Raw genomic sequence first — 20,408 nt, 5'->3', positions numbered from 1 at the left:
GGGGGTATGGTAACGTGAATGTAACGGGAGGCGGGAATGATTGACCAGTTAAAAAACGCGTTCGGGCAGTTGGGCGCGATGTTCAATGGACTGCCGATGGGGAAGAGGGTTGCCCTCGTGGCGTTCGGCATCCTGCTGGCCGCCGGCATATTGGTCACCAGCTACCTTTCCAGCGGGGTGGATTACGGCCTGCTGTACGCCAATCTTTCGCAGGAAGACGCGCTCGCCGTCACCGAAAAACTGAAGACCCGCAAGATCATGTACAAACTGGAAAACGGCGGCACGGCCATCAGCGTGCCGGGGAAAGACATCTATCAGCTCCGGCTTGAACTGGCCGGCGAAGGCATCCCCTCGGGGGGCGGCGTCGGGTTTGAGCTGTTCGACAAGACCACGTTCGGCATGACCGAGTTCGTGCAGAAGCTCAATTACCGCCGCGCCCTGCAGGGGGAACTCCAGCGGACCATCAATTCCATCGCGGCGGTGCAGAGTTCCCGCGTACACATCTCCATCCCCAACAAGTCTATTTTTGAAGAGGACAAGCAGAAGCCGACCGCTTCGGTGGTGCTGAAGCTGCGCGGGAACGGGAAACTGAACAAATCGCAGGTGGAGGGAATGGCCCACCTGATCTCAGCTTCCATTGAGGGGCTTAATCCCGCCGACGTTACCATCGTGGACAGCCACGGCGCCATCCTGAGCATTCCGGATGAAGACGGGGACGAAATGACCAAGCTCTCCAACCGGCAGATGGATATGCGCCGCAACTACGAGACCGATATCGAAAAACGGGTGCGGACCATGCTGGAGCATGTGGTGGGCAATGGCAAGGCGATCATCCGCGTAACCGCCGCTATCGACTTCAAGCAGGAGCAGCGCACCGAAGAGCTGTACGATCCCGAAAGCCAGGTGGCCCGCAGCGAGCACCGGACCGAGGAAAAGAGCACCGGCCCCGCGATGCCCATGGGAGTGGCCGGCGTGACGAGCAACCTCCCCGAAACCGGTGAAGCGGGCCAGATAACCGGCAAACCGGCCGAATCGAGCAAGACGCAGGAAACCGTCAACTACGAGATCAACAAGGTGGTGAAGACGGTGGTGGAGCCGGCCATGCAGGTGAAGAAACTCTCCGTGGCGGTCATGGTGGACGGCAAATACAAGGAAACCAAAGCCGCCGACGGCAAGACCACCCGCGAGTTTCAGCCGCTGGTCAACGAGGAGAAAGAGCGCATCGCCGGCCTGGTACGCACCGCCATCGGCTTTGAGGGAAACCGGCAGGACATTGTGACGGTGGAAAGCATGCAGTTCGAGGAAACCGCGCTGATGGCCGAGGCCGAACGGCTCGATGCCGAATCGCGGCAAGAGTTAATGATGACCGGCGTCAAGTACGCCGGATACGCCATCGCCGGCGTAATCCTCTTCATATTCCTCCTGCGGCCGATCACGCGGTGGCTGACCTCTTCCAGCAAGGAAGTGGAAGACCTGCGCACTTTCCCGCAGACGGTGTCGCAGATGGAGCAGGAACTTAACAACCTGATGAGCCCGAAGGATGAAAAAATCGATTACCGCAAGCGGGTGACCGATCTCATCTCCAATAATCCGGAGCAGGCTGCCGAGCTGCTCCGCAGTTGGCTTAAACGGGCCAAACCATCGTAAAATAAAAATAAAGAAGGGGTTATTGTATGGCACGCGGAAAAACGGGCGGCGTAACGGTGTTAAGCGGCCCTGAAAAGGTAGCCGTTTTGATGATCTCGATGGGGGAAACCATCGCCTCCAAAGTCCTTGCCAAAATGAACGAGAAAGAGATACAGGCGGTGGGCAACTACATGTCCTTCATGGAGAACGTCAGCAACGAGCAGATTGACGCCGTGGCGCGCGAGTTTTTCGAATCGCTGGAAGGGGGCGAAGGGGGGATGCTCTCCGGCGGCCGCGAGTACCTGAAGAAAATGCTGGAAAAAACGATGGACGCGGGGAAGGTCGCTGAAATTCTTTCCAAAATCGCCGCGCCCGGCCAAACCGAAGAGTTGGGGGGCGGTCTTGAAGCGATCCGCCATCTTGACCCGAAAACCGTGGCAACCTTTCTGCGCAACGAATATCCCCAAACCGCCGCCATTGTGCTGGCCCACCTGGATGCCGTACAGGCGGGGGAAATACTCAAAAACCTGCCGGACCGCTTCCGCGCGGAGATTGTTTTCCGCATTGCCACCCTTGAACGGGTGAATCCCACCGTGGTCGCCGATCTGGACCGCGCGCTGGCTTCCGAATTTCAGAGCGCCGGCGCGATGGAAGGGAGCCGCTTGGGGGGCGTCGAGGCCGTGGCCGAAATCGTCAATAATCTCGACCACAACATGGAGGTCGGGATTTTAACGGAAATCGAATCGTTCAACCCGGAACTGGCCGAGAACATCCGCCAGCTCATGTTTGTGTTTGAAGACCTCCTGTCGGTGGACGACAAGGGGATGCAGGTTATTCTCAAGGAGGTTGGGCGCGACGATCTTATCCTCGGGCTCAAGACGGCGTCGGAACCGCTCAAGGAGAAGATACTGCACAACATGTCGAAACGCGCCGGCGAAATGTTGAAGGAAGACCTCGCGGCGATGGGGCCGGTGAAGCTTTCCGATGTGGAAAAGGCCCAACAGAACATCATCCGCATCGTGAAGAAACTGGAAGAAGACGGCAAGGTGGTGCTGGCAAGCGGAGGCGAAGAACTTGTCTGATATTGACACCAGCGGCACTGGAGGGCACAAGCCCTTTACCTTCGCGAATTTCACGGAAGAGGCGGAGGTTGCCGCCGCGGGACGCCGCAAGGACGCCACTGTTGAGTTCAGGCCGGATCACGAGCGGCCCGAGACCACCGGCGCGGGAGAGTTCGTCCTCGGCGGGTTCGACTTCGAGTTCAAGGGGGGATACCGCCGCGACGAGATACTTAAAAAGACCAGCGATGAGATCGAAGCGATGTTGCGCGATGCCCACGCGCGCGTTGAGGGAATTGAACGGGACGCCTATCAGAAGGGGTATCGCGAGGGGAATGAGAGGGGAAAGCTGGAAGGCTTCGCCGAAGCGACCGGTCTCATGAACACCCTGCGCGACGGCCTCAAACAGCTGGACGCCGCCCGCGGCGTTTATTACGGCAAGGCCGAAAAGGAAATGCTGGATTTGGCGTTGTTGGTCGCCGCCGAGATCGTGCGCCGCGAAGTGGCGCAGGATCCCGGCATCGTGGCCGAAGTGTTGCGCAAGGCGGTGGCGGAGTTGGAGACCAAACAGAGCATCGTGGTGCGGCTGAGTCCGCATGACGTGGCATTGATGAGCGGTATGCGGGAAAGCCTGCAACAGGAAATGGAAGTTATCGAACGCATTGAATTCAAGGCCGACCCGGCGATAACCCCCGGCGGCTGTATTTTAGAGACCAACATTGGGAGTTTGGACGCCACTGTGGAGAACCGCCTGATGAACATTCACCGCGCGTTGCGCGAACAGATGGGGAAATAGGCGATGAACGTCGATTTGGCGAAATACCGGCAGGCGCTCACGCAGGCCGCGAATATCGTTCCGGTGGGACAAGTTACCCGCATTATCGGTCTCGTCATCGAAGGCGACGGGCCGGACGTGCCGGTCGGCTCCATGTGCCGCATTTACCCGCGCGGCGAAGGAACGGTGGTGGACGCCGAAGTGGTCGGGTTCCGCGACGGGCGGATACTGATGATGCCGCTGGCCGCCCCGCAGGGGATATCCCCGCGCTGCCGCATCGAGGCGCTGGCCGGACGCGCCGTGGTGAAAGTGGACGAAAACATCTTGGGGCGCGTACTGGACGGCCTTGGCAATCCCCTTGATGGAAAAGGGCCGTTGCGTTGCGCGGATGAAATGCCGCTGTACGCCGACCCGATAAACCCCGTAAACCGGAAGCGGATTCACCAGCCGCTCGATCTCGGCGTACGCGCCGTGAACGGGCTGCTCACCTGCGGCCGCGGCCAGCGCAGCGGCATCATGGCCGGCACCGGCGTGGGTAAATCGGTATTGATGGGAATGATGTCAAAAAGGACCGACGCCGACGTGACGGTGATCGGGTTCGTCGGCGAGCGCGGCAGGGAAGTGCGTGAATTTATCGACAAAAATCTGGGGGAGGACGGCTTGCGCCGCTCGGTGCTGGTGACCGCCACCTCCGATAACACCCCCTTGGTCCGCCTGCGGGCCGCGTATACCGCCACCGCCATCGCGGAATATTTCCGCAAGCGGGGGAAGGACGTGCTGCTGATGATAGATTCGCTCACCCGTTTCGCGATGGCGCAGCGGGAGATCGGGCTTTCCATCGGCGAGCCTCCCGCCACGAAAGGGTACACCCCCAGCGTGTTCGCCCTGCTGCCGCGCCTGCTGGAACGCGCCGGCGCGGGCGCCGAAAACGAAGGGAGCATCACCGGCATCTACACGGTGCTGGTGGAAGGGGACGATTTGGGCGAACCGGTCTCGGACGCGTCGCGCGCCATACTGGACGGCCATATCATCCTTTCCCGCGCGCTCGCGTCGCGGGGCCACTACCCGGCCATCGACGTGCTGGGAAGCATCAGCCGGGTGATGATCGACGTGACCTCCGAAGAGCACCGGAAATTGTCCAAAACGCTGTTCCGCACGCTGGCCATCTACAAAGAGGCGGAAGACCTCATCAACATCGGCGCGTATGTGAAGGGGAGCAACCCCGATATCGATTTCGCCATACAAAAATATCCGCAGATCAACGCCTTCCTCGAACAGGGGATCGGCGAGCGCTCCGATTTGGCCGACACGCTGCGGCGGCTTAAGGAGATTTTCTGATGTTCAAATTCCGGCTGCAAAGCGTCCTTGACCACCGGAATCGGCAGGAAGAGGAAAAGCAGCGCGAGTTGGCGTTGGTGAACGCCGAACAGGTTCATGCCCGGGGCGCCCTCGCCGCGCTGGAACAGGGGCGCGCCGAAAACGCCGCCGCCCTCACCGCATTGCTCCGCACCGCGCATGACCCGAAGGTGTTGCGGCTGTATGACGACTTTTTGCAGGGGCGCGACGCCGACATCCGCTGGAAGGCGCGCGAGCTGGAGCAGATCGGCGAACGGCTGCGGGCAAAGCAGCTTGAATTGCAGGAATATCTGCGCCGCCGCAAGACGCTGGAGATTTACCGCGAGCGGATGAAAGCGGCCTATGAAAAAGAGGAAAAAAAGCGCGAAGTGAAATTCACCGACGAGGTGGCGCAGATGATGTGGTTCAGGGAGCAGGCGCAATGAGCAGGAACGCTGTATTTTTCACGGCGCTCTTTTTCGCCGCCGCGTTGGTGGCGGTGGGGAGCGGCGTGGCGGGCATTCCGCAGGCGCTGGCCCAGAATGAAGCGGCCGCGAAGGCGCCCGCCGACGCGCAGGATCAGATCAGGATGGAGATGGCCAAGGACCTGCAAAAAAAACAGGAGGAGCTGCGCCGCCGCGAAGAGGAGTTGAACGCGCGCGAAGGGCAACTCAAGACGCTGGAAGCCGACATCCAGAAAAAGATCGAGGAACTGAAGATTACCCAGCTTAAGCTGGAGGAACTGGTGAAGCTGCGCGACGACCTTGAAGCGAAGAACGTCACCACCCTCGCCAAAGCCTATGCCACCATGCCCGCGCCCGACGCGGCCGCCCGCCTGAAAGCGATGGACCGCGCCACGGCGTTGCGTATTCTCATGGTCATGAAGGCCCAGAACGCCTCAAAAATCTTAAGCAGCCTGGATGCCGCCACCGCCGCGCAGATCACCGAGCAGCTTGCGAAACGGCGGACGGAACAGTAGTTGCAATAGCCCTTTCATAAGCGGAAGCTCCCGCATATAATGCCGGGACGCCGGTACGGGTTTAGGGATCGTCTTAAGCCCGGCAGTGAAGAATCCGATAAGGCATCTAAGCGGAAAGGCGGGCGATAAAAATGAAAAAGGGATTTGAAGAGATGGAACGCAAGGTTGTAAAGATGTTCGCCGGCGAAGCGGGGGCGGTGGATGCCATCCTCTATAAAGAGGTTGATTCCATAGGCATTACCCTGGGCTATATCCTCCACTATGTGCTCAGCGGCCAGCAGCTTGCGAACCGCGACATGAACGCCCTGATTCATCACTACCAGAACAACTGACTGGCGCCGGATTAGGGTTTTTCTGATAACGCCGGCGCGCGTTAAAGGCCGCCGCGGCGCATTTCAACGATTCACAAATCTTCCGCGCTCCAGTGCATTTTTCGCCCAATTGACCGGCAAAAAGGACGGTTTTCCATACACCCGCCGCCAAATTTTGCCCCTTTTTATTGTTGCTTTTCGCGTACGCCAAATACCGGGTACAATTTCCGTATCCCCGTTTGCCTGCCTGTGGGGTGTGTGCTATCCTTAATCGGTTTTTGGGGGTAATTATTTGTGAAACGGATAAACGACGTTACAGAGCTTAAGGAAATTGCGCGCCGGATGCGCGTCGATATCCTTACCATGATCCATGCGGCCGGCAGCGGACACCCGGGCGGTTCCCTCTCGGCCATCGATATGCTGGTGGCCCTTTATTGTGGCGCGATGGATCACGGTCCGGACCGCAAAAAGAGCGATCGGCGCGACAAGTTCGTCCTTTCCAAGGGGCATGGCGCCCCGGCGCTTTACGCCGTCTTGGCCGAATGCGGTTACTTCGGCAGGGAGCATCTCAAGACCCTGCGTCAATACGAAAGCATTTTGAGCGGCCACCCCTACGCCCCCTCCACCCCCGGCGTCGAGATCACCACCGGCTCGCTGGGGCAGGGGCTTTCGCAGGCCAACGGCCTCGCGCTGGCGAACCGGCTCGACGGACGTGATACCTTCGTCTACGCCATGATGGGGGACGGCGAAACGCAGGAGGGGCAGATTTGGGAAGCGGCCATGTCCGCCGCCCACTTCAAGCTGGGGAACCTTATCGCGTTTCTGGACAACAACGAACTGCAAATCGACGGATTTGTGTGTGACATTATGGGCATCGAGCCGATAGGGAAGAAGTGGGAGGCGTTCGGCTGGCATGTGCAGGAAATCGACGGCCACGACTTCGGGCAGATTTTCGCCGCCATCGACAACGCCAAAAAAGTGACCGGTAAGCCGTCGCTCATTTGGGCGCACACGGTGAAGGGTAAAGGAGTTTCGTTTATGGAGCGGTTGGCCAAGTGGCACGGCACCGCCCCCAGCACGGACGAGTTGAACAAGGCGCTGGCCGAGCTTGGGGAGAAGGCGTAATATGGCCGAGATGTTGGCGCTGCGCGATTACTACGGCAAGACCGTTGCCGAACTGGGAAAAACCAACAAGGATATCGTGGTGCTGGACGCCGACCTTTCCGGCAGCACCCGCACCTCGACGTTTGCCAAAGCGTTCCCGGAACGCTTTTTCAACATGGGCGTCGCCGAGCAGGATATGATCGGCACCGCCGCGGGGCTTGCCGCCGGCGGCAAGATACCGTTCGCTTCCACCTTCGCCATTTTCGCCTCCGGGCGGGCGTGGGAACAGGTGCGGCAGGCGGTCGGCTACCCGCACCAGAATGTCAAGATCATCGCCACTCACGGCGGCATCACCGTCGGGCCGGACGGCCCCTCGCACCAGGCGGGGGAGGACATCGCGCTGATGCGCGCCATTCCCGGCCTGACCGTTATCATGCCGGCCGACGCCCATGAAACCGCGGCGGCGGTCCGCTGGGCGGCGGCGTACATCGGGCCGGTCTACATCCGCCTCACGCGCGACAAGTTTCCGGTGGTGTTTAACGAATCCAAAACATTTGCCCCCGGCAAAGGGGATCAATTGAAGAAGGGGACGGATGTTACCTTCGTCGCCTGCGGACTGATGACGAGCATCGCGCTGGAAGCCGCCGCGCTCCTTGGGAAGGAAGGGATTTCGGCGGGGGTGGTCAACATGGCCTCCATCAAGCCGATTGACCACGGCCTCGTTCTTCAGGCGGCGGCGGAAAGCGGCGCATTGGTGGCCGCCGAAGAGCATAGCGTCATCGGCGGCTTGGGGAGCGCCGTGGCGGAATTGGTGGCCGAAAACAATCCGGTGCCGGTGATCCGCGTGGGCATACAGGACGATTACATTTCGTCCGGCGCGCCCGAAGAGCTTCTGGAGGCCTGCGGGTTCACCGCCGCGGGGCTGGCCGATGCCGCCCGCCGCGCGGTACAATTGAAGAAACAAGCGGCCTCCCGCTGACTGCCGCTTAACACGGAGGGATCTGAATGAAAGCGGTATATCCGGGGACGTTCGACCCGATCACCAACGGCCATCTCGACCTCATCACCCGCTCGCTCTCCGTGTTCGATTCCATTATCGTGGCGGTGGCGGTGAACCCGGCCAAGAAACCGCTCTTCGCCGTGAAGGAGCGGGTGGGGCTCATCCGCACGGCCACCGCCGGGCACAAAGGCCGCGTACTGGTGGAGGCGTTTGACAACCTGTTGGTCGATTTCTGCGTGTCGCGCGGCGTTCACACGGTGGTGCGCGGCCTGCGCGCCGTTTCGGATTTCGAATACGAATTGCAATTGAGCCAGATGAACCGGAAAATAAACAAAAAGGTGGAAGCGGTCTTCATGATGCCGAGCGAGGAGTACACCTTCATCAGCTCGAAGATCATTAAAGAGGTGGCGGGGCTGGGGGGCGACGTGTCGGCGCTCGTGCCGCCCGCGGTCGCCAATGCGCTGCGGCGCAAGCTGGGCGTCAAGGGGAGGAAATGAATATGAAACTCGCGCGGAGAATGGATTCATTCGAAGAATCGGCCACGATGGAAGTGGCGGGACGGATAACGGCGCTGAACGCGAAGGGGAAGGACATCATAAGCTTCGCCGCGGGCGAGCCGGATTTCGACGTGCCGGAACCGGCAAAGGAAGCCGCCATCAAGGCGATACGCGAAGGGAAAAACAAATACGCCCCCGTCGCCGGCAACGACCAGATAAAGACCGCCATCGTCGAGTTTACCCGGCGCCAGCTTGACGTCGATTACGCCAAGAGCCAGTGCATCGTCTCGATGGGGGCCAAACACTCGCTCTACAACATCTCGCAGGTGCTGTTCGACGAGTGGGACGAAGTCATCATCTTCTCCCCTTACTGGGTTACCTATCCCAGCCAGGTGCTGCTGGCGGGGGCCAAGCCGGTCTTTGTGAACTGCCGCCCCGAAAACGGATTCAATCCCGACATGGACGAGCTGAAATCGAAGATCACATCCGCCACCAAGGCGATCATCCTCAACTCGCCGTGCAACCCCACCGGGGCGGTTTACAGCAACGAAACGATCCGCAAGATCGCCGACATCGCCGTGGATGACGACATCTACCTCATATCGGACGAGATATACGACGCCATCGTCTATGACGGCCACAAGCACCTCTCCCCCGTGCAGTTGGGGGCGGACGTGAAGGAGCGCACCATTCTGGTGAACGGCATGTCCAAGAGCTTTTCCATGACCGGCTGGCGGCTCGGCTACGCGCTGGGGCCGGAGCCGATCATCAAGGCGATGGTGAAGCTGCAAAGCCAGTCCACCAGCAACCCCGTTACGCCGCTGATGCTGGCGGCGGCGGAAGCGCTGAAGGATATGTCGTTCCTCGTGCCGCGCATGGCGGAATTCAAAAAGCGGCGCGACATCATCGTCGGCGCGCTCAATTCGATTGATGGCGTTTCGTGCGTCGTCCCGAAAGGGGCGTTCTACGCGTTCCCCAATTTCAACGGCTGGCTCGGCAAGAGCTTCGAAGGCGAGGTCATCCGCGATTCGGCGCAATTGGCGAATCTGCTGATCGACCACGCGGGGGTCGGGCCGGTGCCGGGCGTGGCGTTCGGCGCGGAAGGCTATCTGCGCTTCAGTTACGCGCTGGCCACCGACCGCATTGAAGAGGGGATGCGCCGCCTGAAAGCCTTCGGCGAACGCCTGGCGTAAAGGGGTTCCATCTGTTGGCGCAATCAGGAGAAGCGGAAGAAGATGGGTAAAGGAAATACGTGCGGCATCGCGGGCGCGGGCATCATGGGACGGCTGACCGGCTACTTGCTGGCCAAAAAGGGGTGGCGCGTAACGCTGTTTGACGACGGCGATCTGGCGGCCACCGGCAGCACCAGTTACGCGGCGGCGGGCATGATTGCCCCCTATTGCGAATTGGAGTACGCTGAGCCGGTGGTGGCGCGCCTTGGCAATCCGTCGCTCGCCATGTGGCAAAAGCTCCTGCCGCAAATTGGCGGGGACGTCTATTGCCAGGCGGCCGGCAGCTTGGTTATCTCGCACCCGCAGGACCGCGCCGAATTGATGCGGCTGGTGCGCAAGATGGACGAACATACCGGCGACCTGGTTATGCAGCGCGTGGAAGGGGCCGAACTCCGCGAATTGGAACCGGACCTCGATGACGCGTTTATGGACGGCCTTTATCTGCCGTTGGAAGGGCAGATCGATTCGCGCAGACTGCTCGTGGTGCTGGGCGAATGGCTGCAAAAATACGCCACGCTCAATTTGGGCGTTCATGTGCGCTCAGCGGACGATGGCCGCATCGAGACCGATATTGGGGCGTTCGAATTTGACATGGTGCTTGATACACGCGGGCTGAAGGGCAAGACGCAGCTTCCCGGTTTGCGCGGCGTACGCGGCGAACTGGTGTGGGTGCACGCGCCGGAGGTTCGGCTGAACCGCCCGGTGCGGATGATGCATCCGCGTTATCCCATCTACGTGGTGCCGCGCCCCGGCGGGCAGTTCATCCTTGGCGCCACCGCCATCGATGACGAGGATCTCAGCCCCATATCGGTGCGCGGCACGCTGGAGCTGCTCTCCGCCGCCTATGCGATGCACAGCGGATTTTCCGAGGGGCGCGTTATCGAAACCATGACGCAGTGCCGCCCCGCGTTTTCCAACAACCTGCCAAGAATCCGCCACGGGGGAAGGCTTATCCGCGTGAACGGCCTGTACCGGCACGGCTACCTCTTTTCCCCGAAAATTGCCGAACTGGTGATAAGCCTGATTGAAGGGGGAACACCCGACGCGGCGTTCGCGGAACTGTACGAAGGGCATTTATGAAGCTGGTTATCAGCGGCGAAGCCCGTGAAATCGACGGCGTGGAGAATGTCGCTCAGCTTGTTGCATCGCTGGGGGGGGATATGCGGTTTTGTTCCGTGGCGCTCAATGGCGAGTTTGTTCCCCGTGGTGATTATGAAAAAACAAAAGTGGGCGAATCGGACGATATCGAGATCGTCACGCCCTTTCCCGGAGGTTGATGATGTTGCGTTTGGGCGGCAAGGATTTATCCAGCAGGTTTCTCATCGGCACCGCGCGCTACCCCTCGCCGGATGCGATGCGCCAGGCGATAGAGGCATCCGGCTCCCAAGTGGTCACCGTGTCGCTCCGCCGGTACGGCAGCGGCAAGTGGGATAGCAACGCGTTCCTGAATTTGTTGAAGGAGATGAAGCTCAACATCCTGCCGAACACCGCCGGATGCTACAGCGTGAAAGACGCGCTGACGGTGTCGCGGATGGCGCGCGAAGTGTTCAACACCGATTGGATAAAGCTGGAGGTCATCGGCGACGACTATAATCTCCAGCCCGATCCATTCGGCACGGTGGAAGCGGCCAAGATACTCATCAAGGAAGGCTTTGAAGTATTCCCCTACATGACGGACGACCTCGTCTTCGCCGAGCGGCTTTTGGACGCCGGCTGCAAAGTGCTGATGCCGTGGGCGGCCCCCATCGGCAGCGGGCGCGGCCCGGCAAATCCCCATTCGTTAAAGACATTCCGCAGCCGGTTCAAGGATGTTCCCTGCATCATCGACGCGGGGCTGGGAAAGCCGAGCCACGCCGCGGCGGTGATGGAGATGGGATTCGACGGCGTGCTGCTGAACACCGCCGTTTCGCTGGCGCGGGATCCGGTGGAGATGGCCCGCGCCTTCGCGATGGCGATAGAGGCGGGGCGCAAGGCATATCAGTCCGGCATGATGCCGGAGCGCGAGTTCGCCACCCCCTCCACCCCCGTGGTCGGTACGCCGTTCTGGCACCAAGAAAAAAAATAATGCGGCATCCCAACGCGACGTGCGCCACCCCAACGTAAAGGACGGACGGAAGTCCCCCTTCGTCATCGCCGCCGGCGAGTATGGTATCGACCGGCCCGGCAGCCTCGAATGCGACGAGCGGACGCTCGATGCGCTCGACATGGCGTTGCGGCCCGCCATCACGTCGTCCATGGTAATGATTCCCGGCGAGCCGGTGCATCTTTCGCTCACCCACCCGGACGATCTTCTTGATGACCTCGATGCCGCGCTGGACGAGGCGGGGGCGCGCCCGGTCATGAAGGTGGGGCCAGTGCATGATGAAGGGCATCTCGCCGTGCTGCTCCACGCGCTGGAAGGGGCGGAGGCGCGCGTTATTTTGGATGGCGATGTTTTCGCATCGCTTTCGGAAAACCATCTGGATGCCGAGACCACCGCGTTTATCAAGAAGAACGTTTTTCCCGTCACCGCTCTTTTCACCCCCGATATTGACGAGGCCGAGCAGTTGCTGAATCGGCCGATTACCGGTTACGAACAGATGGCGCTGGCCGCCGAAGAGATTGCGGGCATGGGGCCGAAGGCGGTGCTGCTGAAAGGGGGGCAACTGCCGGGGGGAACCGCCGTCTTTGATTATTTCACCGATGGGACGGACCGTTATTGGGTCGCCACCAACAGGCTGCCGCCGCAACGGGTGTCGGAACACAAAGGGATGATCGCCAACCTTGCCGCCGCCATCGCGGCCGGTTTGGCGCACGGCCTTGAAATGCGCGACGCGGTTGTCATGGCGCGCGGCTTCATGCAGCGGGCCTACCGCGCCGGGGTGGAGGAGCCGCCGCCGTTTCCCTGCGAACCGGTGGATTTTCCGTGGGTGGCGCGGCATCCCGTTTCCGGACAGCCGCCGTTTCCCGTCATCGAGGGGCCGTGGCCCGATTTCTATCCGATTGTCGATTCGTTTGATTGGGTGAAGCGGCTGGCGGCGTGTGGCGTGAAGACCATCCAGCTCCGCGTGAAAAATCTGGAAGGGGCCGCGTTGGAAGACGGGATACAAAAGAGCGTGGCGTTATGCCGCGAAAAAAACATCCGGCTTTTTATAAACGATTTTTGGCGGCTTGCCCTGCGGCATGGCGCGTATGGGGTGCATCTGGGGCAGGAGGATATTGTAACCGCCGATACCGCCGCCATCCGCGCGGCGGGGCTGCGGCTGGGCGTCAGCACGCATTGCTATCACGAGGCGGCGGTGGCGCACGGTCTGCGCCCCAGCTATATCGCGCTCGGTCCCATCTATCCCACGAAGATCAAGGCGATGCCCTTTCCCCCGCAGGGGGCGGATACGCTAAAACTCTGGAAAAAGCTGTTCGGTTATCCGCTTGCCGCCATCGGGGGGATAACGCTGGAGCGCGCCGGTGTAGTGCTGGATGCGGGAGCGGATATGGTTTCCGTCATCACCGACGTTACCCAACATTCCGATCCCGAAGCCCGCGCCCGCGCCTGGCTTAAGCGGCTTGGCGGCCAAGGTTGCATTTAACCACCTCAACGGTATAATGCGGCTATTCTCTTCAGAACAGGAGAGTTGTTCCGTCTGGTGTGGGGAAAAAGGGTGTTTCTAATTGTGGAGAATTTAATGAAAAAGTTGTTGATTACGGTTGCGTTGGCGGTATTTCTTGCGGCATGTGGCGGCGGTGGCAGCGGCACGGCTGCAACCACGACCACGACCACCTCAACGGTCGCGACCAGCCAAGCGACGGTCAGTTCCTCCAACGCGTCAACAATTACATCGTCCGCCACCACCAATTTGAACATGGCGCAGAGCATAGCGGTGGCCTATCACCTAAAGCCGTATTTCAAGCCGGGTTCCGCCGCCCCGGTCTACGACGACGGATTTGGCAAGCCGTTGGCCGACGCCATCGCGGCGCTCGACGGGCCGCGGGCCACCGGTTCATACACCGGTTCCTGCGGCGGGACGCTTACATATACCACCAGCGCCACCAGCGCGTCGTTCGTGTTTGCCAGCTATTGTTCGGGCGGAACGACAATAAACGGCACGATCTCCGCAACCGGCTCCTCCTCCAGCGCCACGGTAACAATATCCAATCTGACCGTCTCGACTTCCAGCAGCTCCGTTTCCATGGACGGCACATTCACCGCCGCGATGACGGCGACCAGCAATACGTTCACCATGACCCTGACGGTCACCGCGACGTCCGGCGGAACCACCTATTACGCCAAGATGGAAAACTTCAAGATGACCCTCACGATCAGCGGCTCCACCTATTCGGAAACCGTTACCGGCCGCTTCTACTACAACACGACCGGGTATGTCGACATCACGACGCCGGCCGCGATCACCGGCACGTATTCGACAGGTTATATCGGCTCGCCGAAAAGCGGTGAAATGCGGCTGACCGGCGGCGGCAGCACGATCGCGCGGGTGGTTTACACCAATGGGGTGGCCGCCTATTCGTACTCCACCAACGGCGGCACCAGTTGGACCGCAATCTGACCGGCTGTTTCTGATCAACGCAAGGGGCGGGATGAAAATCCCGCCCCTTTTTATTTTTCCGGCTTGGAATAGCGCTATTTCAACGAATCGCCAGTGATGCGGCGCTCCGCTTCTGAATAATTTTCCTGTACCGCCGTACCGGCACAAGCAGCGCAAAATCACGCAAAAGCGGGAAAGAAGCGTTAGAATGTAGTCAGAGCAATACAGGACAATAATGGTGGAGGTTATATGAAGAAGTTATTGTTTACTGCTTTTGCGGCAGCGCTGTTGTTTGCGGCGTGCGGCGGCGGTGGCGGCGGCACCGCTACTACCACAACAACTACCACACCAGCATCCACCACGGCGGTTCAGTCATCATCCGCCGGCACAGGCGCCGTTAGCGCCAGCACCGGCACCACCACCACATTCCAGAATATTTCCAAGATATCGGTGGTGGGCGCTGGCCAAGCCCCGAAATTCAAGTCAATCTCCGTTCCCAGCGGCAACGCGGGCTTGGACAGCGCCGCCCTGCTTACCGGTAGAATGGGCGATTCCCCGCTCATGAAGGCCGCCGTTGAAAAAGCCCAGATGGCGGCGAAAGCCGGCCCCAAGGCTGTAACCAGCGCCGCATGCACCGATGGAGGCACTTACGCCGGCGCCGCCGGTTCCACCGCCAGCAGCTTTGTCATAACGTTCACCAACTGCAAGGACGGCGGCAACATGTACGATGGCAAGGTGACCATGACGCTGGGCGCCGTGACGGGGTCTTCCGTCCCCATCACCATGACGTTTGCGGGTAATAACAGCACCACCTTCAAGGTCACTTCTTTCTCCGGCACCTACGACATTATGGTGTTGAAGATGGAGATGAACCTGACGATTGTCAACACGTATACGCCCGGCGCCACCAGCACGGCTTACACCTACGAGATGGTGGCGGACGGCACCATGAACCTCACCGACTACTCCACCACCAACACCTATGCCATCACCTTCACCGGCTTCGGCAACACGGTCGTTGTAAGCGGAACCGGAACCACGTTCTCCACCACCATCAGCGGCAAATTCGCCGAATCGTGGACCGATGCGGGCGTTTCCAGCTCCGTCACCATGACCTACACGAATTTCAAGGTGGATATGACCGATGACCTCACCAACACAACGCTCTCTCCCAGCGGCACCGTATCCATCGCTTACACCCCCAGCACCAAGTGCAGCGTAACGTCGGTGACGGTGGCAACGGTTACGCCGATCAAGTACGTGAACGCCTCCGGCAAAACCATCGCCGGGAAGATTACGCTCAACAGCACCACCAGCGTCACGTTCAATGCTGATGGCACGGTGACGGTGAGCGACGGCACGAACAGCACCTCCTATGCCAGCTCATACGACATGGGCAAGGAATGCCCATTTGCGGTGCCCAACGCCGACACGGCGGCTCCGCCGGCGACCACCAGCACCACCACCACCGGCGTGACAGCCACCACGATGACTGTTACCTCGCTGTCAAAGGAGGGTGCGACGGCCGGTTCGCTGACTTCCTGCTATACCGACCTGCATGTGAACTTCTATGGCAGTTCTACGTATACCGGCACCGCGCCGACGGCGACCACCGCGGGGACGTGGTATGTCGACTACCATGTGTCCGGATGCACGAATCCCTCCACGTTTACCTTTGAACAGGGAAAGGACGTCGATGGCGACAGCATCTGCGACGTGGGGTTGGACATCAAGGGCAGCTGGACCGATGACAAATCCGGCGGGCTGGAGCACTTCGTGGCGCAAAAGCTGCCGGCGGGTTATTACGTCATCTCGATGAACAACTACAGTTGCCCCATCGATACCACCAACGAGGTTTCCATACAGTTGGGGAGCAATGTGTACGGGCCGTATACCGCCTCTTATACAGCCTCATCCGCTGATGGCACCACCTTGGGCGCATGGTACCGCGTGCGCGACGTTCGGGTGAACGCCAATGGCACGGTGGACGTATTGTCGCCCGACACTGCGTTGGAGCCGTGGCACAGCGGCACATTTGGCTTTGCGCCAAAATATCCCGGCAAACGCTGACCTTTCACAACGACGGGGGGCCTTTGAAAAAAGGCTCCTTTTCTTTTTTAGGTGGGTACGGACTTTAGTCTGTACATCGGCCCAACGGGCCGACATGTTGCCGCTGCGCGCCAATGTACATGCTGGAGAGCATGTACCCACCGGGGAAAATAAGGAGAGCTTTGATAATATGTGTGGGTCCCCGCGTGTCCTTGCAAGGAATTCCGGGGCGGATAGGACATTCTTATTCCGCCCCTCCCTTTCGCGGGGATGACAAAAAAGAAAAGCGGGTCAGAACGCGGTTTGGAGCTGGAGCGTGTAGATGCCGTGCCCCTTCGTATCATAGGCGGGGCCTTCGTTCTCGAAGCCGGCGTTTTCGTATTCCAGCGTGATTTTCGCGTCGTGTCCCTTCAGGTAATAGTTCATGCCTATCGCCCAGCGTTTCTGCTTGGCGCCGGGGGCGCCGCTGTGCGCGTTCCACGCGGTGTAGCGGAAATAGGGCTGCGAACCGGCCACGGCGCCCTTGCCGCCGCCGGACATATAAGCGGTGGTCAGCGTCCAGCCGTCCCCCTGCGAAAAAAAGCCGTCCGCGCCGGTTCGTTCCGGGTTTCCCCAGTCATAGCTGTAATAGGCATAAAGAATGGTCAGGACGCTCCCCTCGTTCCCCCCCTCCATCAGCAGGTCAGCCGTCCAGGCGGAATAGGGGGCCGGGTTGCCGGAGGGGCTGAGCGAAACCTTGTCCTGTTTGTCGTAGGCGAAGCCGATGGTGAACAGGCTTTGCTTTCCAAGGTAAGTTTCCTTGTAGTAGTAAATCGGCTCGGCGTCCATGAACGCGTAGTGTATGCGCCATGTGGTGCGGAGCGTCTCATCGCCCAGCACTTGGCTTTTTGCCCCTTTGCCGGCGGCGATGCGGTATTGCAGGCCGCCGAAGTTGCCCCAGAGACAAAGGCCGCGGTCCCGCTTTTCGTACATGCCGGGGGATTCCAACAGCATATTTTCCGTGATCGGGCGGTCAGGCCCGATGAAGTAGATGGTGGGGGTGAGCTGGTTGCGCGAAAACGGGGGGAGATAGGCCCCCGCGATCAGATGCATCGCGTCGGACAGGTTCCACTGCACCCATGCGTCGGCGGTCTGCATGCCGGTGCCGCGCGAATAGTTTTTGCCATAACCGGCGTGTTCCATCATCAGCATGAAGGAGAGCTCGGAGGTCACCTGCCCGGCGGCGAGCAGTTGGACGCGCCGCGCATAAAAATCGTAATGCGCCCCGCCATCCTTCGTGGCATCGCCGTTCGCCGCGCCGGCCTGGTTCTGCGCCATGATGGCGGCGGCCTGCACCCGGAGGCTGAGCGTGGCGTAGGTGTCGTTATCAAGTTGCAGCGGGTAGCCCGCCGCATGTGCCGCCGCCGGAAGCCAGAGCATCGCCGCCAGCCCGGTCAAAAGAACGCGGAACCGATTTTTCACCATCCCCCCAAAAAATGCTTGCCGGTATCGCGGACATGATACCACTTCCAACGCATTGAAAAAATCCCCTTTATCTCCCGCGCGTTTGGAAAGCGTCATATTTTTTGCATATTTGCGAAGTTACGGTACAATTAATAATCAATATGATGGAACAAATGGAGAAAGGTTCTGCCGTGGCCGCTCCGGCGGAGATGGAGGAGGCGCTCCCAAAAGCGCTGACAAATCCCTATTTTTCGCAGGGGTTCAAAGAGGTTCTCACCTCGTTCGTGCAAAAACTGCTCAAGGCGGGCGTGCCGCGCGACCAGCTCAATAAAGCGTTGGCTGAAATGATGCCGGAAATCCAGCGCGTGGCGGCCGCCACCACCAGCGCGTTCACCGAGCGGGTGGCAAAGTATTTGCAAAGGCGGAAGTGGGAAGAGATACGCCACGACTATCTGGGGCGGGCGCTGCTGTTCGAGATCGAACAGTATTTCCCGCGGGACGAGGAGACGGGCGAACGGCTGCTGCTCGAGCCGGTGGATGGTTTTGTGCCGCGCCAAGTGGCCGAAGGGCTTGTCATGGCGTTGAAACAGGCGCACGGAACCGAATTGGTTCACCAGTACGAAGACATCTGCGCCAAAAAGAAAGAGATGTACCGCAACGAAGTGACCCGCCTGGTTGATGTGAACGCTTTCGTGGCGGATGGCGATATCAAGACGCTCGTCAAGGACATCACCACCCGGTTTCGCCTGCTGCTGCACAAGAAGGCCGAACCGGACCAGCGGAAGTGGCTGCTCAACCTCATTTCCCGTTCGCACTCATTCAGGGAGATGAAACGCGACCTGACCGGGCAGGAGGTCGACATCATCGCCCGCGCGTTCCTCAAAACGAAGCAGTAGCCCGTATTATTCATGGTGGAACCATGAATAATACGCAAACGCCGATTTTTTGAAATCTTGCGCGTTGGCTTGAATTTTTCTTGGTCGGCATTTTATTGTTGTCATTCTGAGCGCAGTGAAGAATCCCTTTCCGGAAAGAGATCCTTCGCCCTTGGCTCAGGATGACAACCTGCGCCGCTTTACCGTGAATAAAGCTGGGTGGCGCCGCGCCTCAGGCGAAGAGGTGGAAAACCTTTTCCCATGAGTCGTCCCGCTTTAAGGGGCCGACGACGGCGAGCTTCATGTCCGCGTCGGTGAAATAGCGTTGCGCCACGGCCTGAATCTGCTCCGCCGTCACGCTATCCACCTCGGCGGCCAGCATTTCCGGGGTCTTGATGTTGTTGTACAGCAGTTCGCGTACGCCGTAGAGGCTGGCGATGCGGCGGCTGTCCTCCAGCGCCAGATCGGTATGGCCCTTGATGTTTTCCTTGGAGCGCGCCAGTTCTTCGTCCGTCACCGGCTCCCGCTTGAGCTTGTCCATCTCCTCCAGCGCGTATTTGAGGGCGTCCTGTATCTTGTCCAGGTTCACCCCGGCGCTTATCTGGAACACGCCGGTGTCCTGGTAGGAGGAGAACGACGCGTTGACGTAATAGGCCAGCCCGCGCCGCTCGCGTATCTGGTAAAAAAGGCGGGAACTCATCGAGCCGCCCAAAATCACGGAGGCGACTTTCAGCACCTTTTCGTCCTCGGTTTCCGCCGCGCATGCGGGAAAGCCGAAAACGAAGTGGGCCTGCTCGGTATCCCGCTCGCGGATGAACATCCGGTCCGCCGCCTGCCGCACATACAGGGGCGGCGTGGCGGGGGCGTCCCCCGCGGCGGCAAAGCGGAAATATTTTTCGCACAGCGCCTCGTGCTCGGCCGGCGTGATGCCGCCGGCGGCGGTGATCACCGTATTCGCGCCGTAGTAGTAGCGGCGGTGGTGTTCCGCGAAGTGATCGTGCGTCATGGCCGTCACCAGTTCCTCGGTACCGGCGATGTCCCAGCCGAGCGGCTGGTCGCCGAAGATAAGGCGGTGGAAATCCTGATATACCTGGTTTTGCGGGTCGTCATGGTGCATCCGGATTTCCTCGATGACCACTCCCCGCTCGCGGGCGATCTCCGCCGCGTCGAATTTGGCGTGCAGCAGCATGTCCGAAAGCACGTCGTAGGCGATTTCCTTGCGCCCGGCCGATATTTTGACGTAGTAGCCGACGATCTCCTCGCCGGTGAAGGCGTTAAAGCTCCCCCCCGCGCCGTCGATGGCGCCGGCCACCGCCATCGTGTCGGGGTATTTTTTCGCCCCCTTGAAAAACATGTGTTCCATGAAGTGCGAGATGCCGTTGGTTTCCCTTGTTTCGTGGCGGCTTCCCACCCGCACCAGCACCAGCAGCGTCATGGAGCGGGCGGTCGGCACCGGTATGGTGAGGCAGCGGAGTTTTCCCGGAAGGATCGTGAGCTTGTGTTCGAATGTTTCCATCGTGCGATTATACCCGGACGGGGGCCGGGCAAGGCGCAAATATCGGGTTTGACCCGTTTTCCGCCGTGCCTGGGGAAAAGACGGCTTG

The 20,408-nt window shown here is 60.0% G+C and carries 20 protein-coding genes; 18 read left to right on the top strand and 2 right to left on the bottom strand.

The window, feature by feature from the left end; translation table 11 throughout:
* Positions 1–36: 36 nt before the first annotated feature.
* The 17 genes from fliF (at position 37) to HZA03_03095 (ending at position 16,507) form a co-directional block, all read left to right on the top strand.
* Positions 37–1,647 (top strand): flagellar M-ring protein FliF, encoded by a 1,611-nt coding sequence (gene fliF / locus HZA03_03175; GenBank protein MBI5636955.1) that lies wholly within the window; start codon positions 37–39, stop codon positions 1,645–1,647.
* A gap of 26 nt (positions 1,648–1,673) precedes the next feature.
* Positions 1,674–2,708: a flagellar motor switch protein FliG gene (gene fliG / locus HZA03_03170; GenBank protein MBI5636954.1), complete on the top strand. Its 1,035-nt coding sequence runs from the start codon at positions 1,674–1,676 to the stop codon at positions 2,706–2,708.
* Positions 2,701–3,480, top strand: a complete 780-nt coding sequence (locus HZA03_03165; protein MBI5636953.1) for a hypothetical protein — start codon at positions 2,701–2,703, stop codon at positions 3,478–3,480. Before fliG ends, HZA03_03165 begins: the two co-directional genes overlap by 8 nt.
* Before the next feature lie 3 nt (positions 3,481–3,483).
* Positions 3,484–4,797 (top strand): FliI/YscN family ATPase, encoded by a 1,314-nt coding sequence (locus tag HZA03_03160; protein ID MBI5636952.1) that lies wholly within the window; start codon positions 3,484–3,486, stop codon positions 4,795–4,797.
* Complete coding sequence (gene fliJ / locus HZA03_03155) at positions 4,797–5,240, top strand: flagellar export protein FliJ (GenBank protein ID MBI5636951.1); 444 nt, start codon at positions 4,797–4,799, stop codon at positions 5,238–5,240. Before HZA03_03160 ends, fliJ begins: the two co-directional genes overlap by 1 nt.
* The gene (locus HZA03_03150; GenBank protein MBI5636950.1) at positions 5,237–5,773 is read left to right on the top strand and encodes a hypothetical protein; all 537 of its coding nucleotides are present in this window, start codon (positions 5,237–5,239) and stop codon (positions 5,771–5,773) included. Before fliJ ends, HZA03_03150 begins: the two co-directional genes overlap by 4 nt.
* A 131-nt stretch (positions 5,774–5,904) precedes the next feature.
* Complete coding sequence (locus tag HZA03_03145) at positions 5,905–6,105, top strand: hypothetical protein (GenBank protein ID MBI5636949.1); 201 nt, start codon at positions 5,905–5,907, stop codon at positions 6,103–6,105.
* Between the two features lie 282 nt (positions 6,106–6,387).
* Positions 6,388–7,209, top strand: coding sequence for a transketolase (locus tag HZA03_03140; GenBank protein MBI5636948.1), 822 nt, complete (start codon positions 6,388–6,390; stop codon positions 7,207–7,209).
* Between the two features lies 1 nt (position 7,210).
* Positions 7,211–8,167, top strand: coding sequence for a transketolase family protein (locus HZA03_03135; GenBank protein MBI5636947.1), 957 nt, complete (start codon positions 7,211–7,213; stop codon positions 8,165–8,167).
* Positions 8,168–8,193: 26 nt separating this feature from the next.
* Positions 8,194–8,685, top strand: coding sequence for a pantetheine-phosphate adenylyltransferase (coaD, locus tag HZA03_03130; protein ID MBI5636946.1), 492 nt, complete (start codon positions 8,194–8,196; stop codon positions 8,683–8,685).
* 20 nt (positions 8,686–8,705) lie between these two features.
* Positions 8,706–9,878 (top strand): pyridoxal phosphate-dependent aminotransferase, encoded by a 1,173-nt coding sequence (locus tag HZA03_03125; GenBank protein ID MBI5636945.1) that lies wholly within the window; start codon positions 8,706–8,708, stop codon positions 9,876–9,878.
* Between the two features lie 42 nt (positions 9,879–9,920).
* Entirely contained in the window at positions 9,921–10,997 is a 1,077-nt protein-coding gene (locus HZA03_03120; GenBank protein ID MBI5636944.1) for an FAD-dependent oxidoreductase, read from the top strand.
* Positions 10,994–11,194 carry a sulfur carrier protein ThiS gene (gene thiS / locus HZA03_03115; protein MBI5636943.1) on the top strand — a complete coding sequence of 67 codons (201 nt, stop codon included), beginning with the start codon at positions 10,994–10,996 and terminating at the stop codon, positions 11,192–11,194. Before HZA03_03120 ends, thiS begins: the two co-directional genes overlap by 4 nt.
* Positions 11,195–11,196: 2 nt before the next feature.
* On the top strand, positions 11,197–11,982 hold the full coding sequence (locus HZA03_03110; GenBank protein ID MBI5636942.1) for a thiazole synthase: 786 nt from the start codon (positions 11,197–11,199) through the stop codon (positions 11,980–11,982).
* 19 nt (positions 11,983–12,001) lie between these two features.
* The gene (thiE, locus tag HZA03_03105; protein MBI5636941.1) at positions 12,002–13,483 is read left to right on the top strand and encodes a thiamine phosphate synthase; all 1,482 of its coding nucleotides are present in this window, start codon (positions 12,002–12,004) and stop codon (positions 13,481–13,483) included.
* Positions 13,484–13,579: 96 nt separating this feature from the next.
* Complete coding sequence (locus HZA03_03100) at positions 13,580–14,458, top strand: hypothetical protein (protein ID MBI5636940.1); 879 nt, start codon at positions 13,580–13,582, stop codon at positions 14,456–14,458.
* Positions 14,459–14,686: 228 nt separating this feature from the next.
* Positions 14,687–16,507 carry a hypothetical protein gene (locus tag HZA03_03095; protein MBI5636939.1) on the top strand — a complete coding sequence of 607 codons (1,821 nt, stop codon included), beginning with the start codon at positions 14,687–14,689 and terminating at the stop codon, positions 16,505–16,507.
* Between the two features lie 270 nt (positions 16,508–16,777).
* Here the strand turns inward: HZA03_03095 and HZA03_03090 are convergent, their stop codons facing one another.
* The gene (locus HZA03_03090) at positions 16,778–17,950 is read right to left on the bottom strand and encodes a hypothetical protein (GenBank protein ID MBI5636938.1); all 1,173 of its coding nucleotides are present in this window, start codon (positions 17,948–17,950) and stop codon (positions 16,778–16,780) included.
* Positions 17,951–18,102: 152 nt separating this feature from the next.
* Between HZA03_03090 and HZA03_03085 the strand changes: the two genes are divergently transcribed.
* The gene (locus HZA03_03085) at positions 18,103–18,825 is read left to right on the top strand and encodes a hypothetical protein (GenBank protein ID MBI5636937.1); all 723 of its coding nucleotides are present in this window, start codon (positions 18,103–18,105) and stop codon (positions 18,823–18,825) included.
* A 211-nt stretch (positions 18,826–19,036) separates the two neighbouring features.
* Here HZA03_03085 and HZA03_03080 read toward each other — a convergent pair whose 3' ends face one another.
* Positions 19,037–20,320 carry an insulinase family protein gene (locus HZA03_03080; GenBank protein MBI5636936.1) on the bottom strand — a complete coding sequence of 428 codons (1,284 nt, stop codon included), beginning with the start codon at positions 20,318–20,320 and terminating at the stop codon, positions 19,037–19,039.
* Between the last annotated feature and the right edge of the window lie 88 nt (positions 20,321–20,408).

Source organism: Nitrospinota bacterium (assembly GCA_016217735.1).
Lineage (GTDB): Bacteria > Nitrospinota_A > UBA7883 > JACRGQ01 > JACRGQ01 > JACRGQ01.
This window is presented reverse-complemented; position numbering and strand designations above follow the sequence as displayed.

Excerpts from the sequence above, each read along its gene's own strand:
- HZA03_03145 (MBI5636949.1), top strand. The coding sequence starts at position 5,905 with ATGAAAAAGGGATTTGAAGAGATGGAACGCAAGGTTGTAAAGATGTTC.
- fliF (MBI5636955.1), top strand. The coding sequence starts at position 37 with ATGATTGACCAGTTAAAAAACGCGTTCGGGCAGTTGGGCGCGATGTTC.
- thiS (MBI5636943.1), top strand. The coding sequence starts at position 10,994 with ATGAAGCTGGTTATCAGCGGCGAAGCCCGTGAAATCGACGGCGTGGAG.
- HZA03_03120 (MBI5636944.1), top strand. The coding sequence starts at position 9,921 with ATGGGTAAAGGAAATACGTGCGGCATCGCGGGCGCGGGCATCATGGGA.
- fliJ (MBI5636951.1), top strand. The coding sequence starts at position 4,797 with ATGTTCAAATTCCGGCTGCAAAGCGTCCTTGACCACCGGAATCGGCAG.
- HZA03_03160 (MBI5636952.1), top strand. The coding sequence starts at position 3,484 with ATGAACGTCGATTTGGCGAAATACCGGCAGGCGCTCACGCAGGCCGCG.
- fliG (MBI5636954.1), top strand. The coding sequence starts at position 1,674 with ATGGCACGCGGAAAAACGGGCGGCGTAACGGTGTTAAGCGGCCCTGAA.
- HZA03_03080 (MBI5636936.1), bottom strand. The coding sequence starts at position 20,320 with ATGGAAACATTCGAACACAAGCTCACGATCCTTCCGGGAAAACTCCGC.
- HZA03_03100 (MBI5636940.1), top strand. The coding sequence starts at position 13,580 with ATGAAAAAGTTGTTGATTACGGTTGCGTTGGCGGTATTTCTTGCGGCA.
- HZA03_03150 (MBI5636950.1), top strand. The coding sequence starts at position 5,237 with ATGAGCAGGAACGCTGTATTTTTCACGGCGCTCTTTTTCGCCGCCGCG.
- coaD (MBI5636946.1), top strand. The coding sequence starts at position 8,194 with ATGAAAGCGGTATATCCGGGGACGTTCGACCCGATCACCAACGGCCAT.
- HZA03_03125 (MBI5636945.1), top strand. The coding sequence starts at position 8,706 with ATGGATTCATTCGAAGAATCGGCCACGATGGAAGTGGCGGGACGGATA.
- HZA03_03090 (MBI5636938.1), bottom strand. The coding sequence starts at position 17,950 with ATGGTGAAAAATCGGTTCCGCGTTCTTTTGACCGGGCTGGCGGCGATG.
- HZA03_03085 (MBI5636937.1), top strand. The coding sequence starts at position 18,103 with ATGGAGAAAGGTTCTGCCGTGGCCGCTCCGGCGGAGATGGAGGAGGCG.
- HZA03_03135 (MBI5636947.1), top strand. The coding sequence starts at position 7,211 with ATGGCCGAGATGTTGGCGCTGCGCGATTACTACGGCAAGACCGTTGCC.
- HZA03_03095 (MBI5636939.1), top strand. The coding sequence starts at position 14,687 with ATGAAGAAGTTATTGTTTACTGCTTTTGCGGCAGCGCTGTTGTTTGCG.
- HZA03_03110 (MBI5636942.1), top strand. The coding sequence starts at position 11,197 with ATGTTGCGTTTGGGCGGCAAGGATTTATCCAGCAGGTTTCTCATCGGC.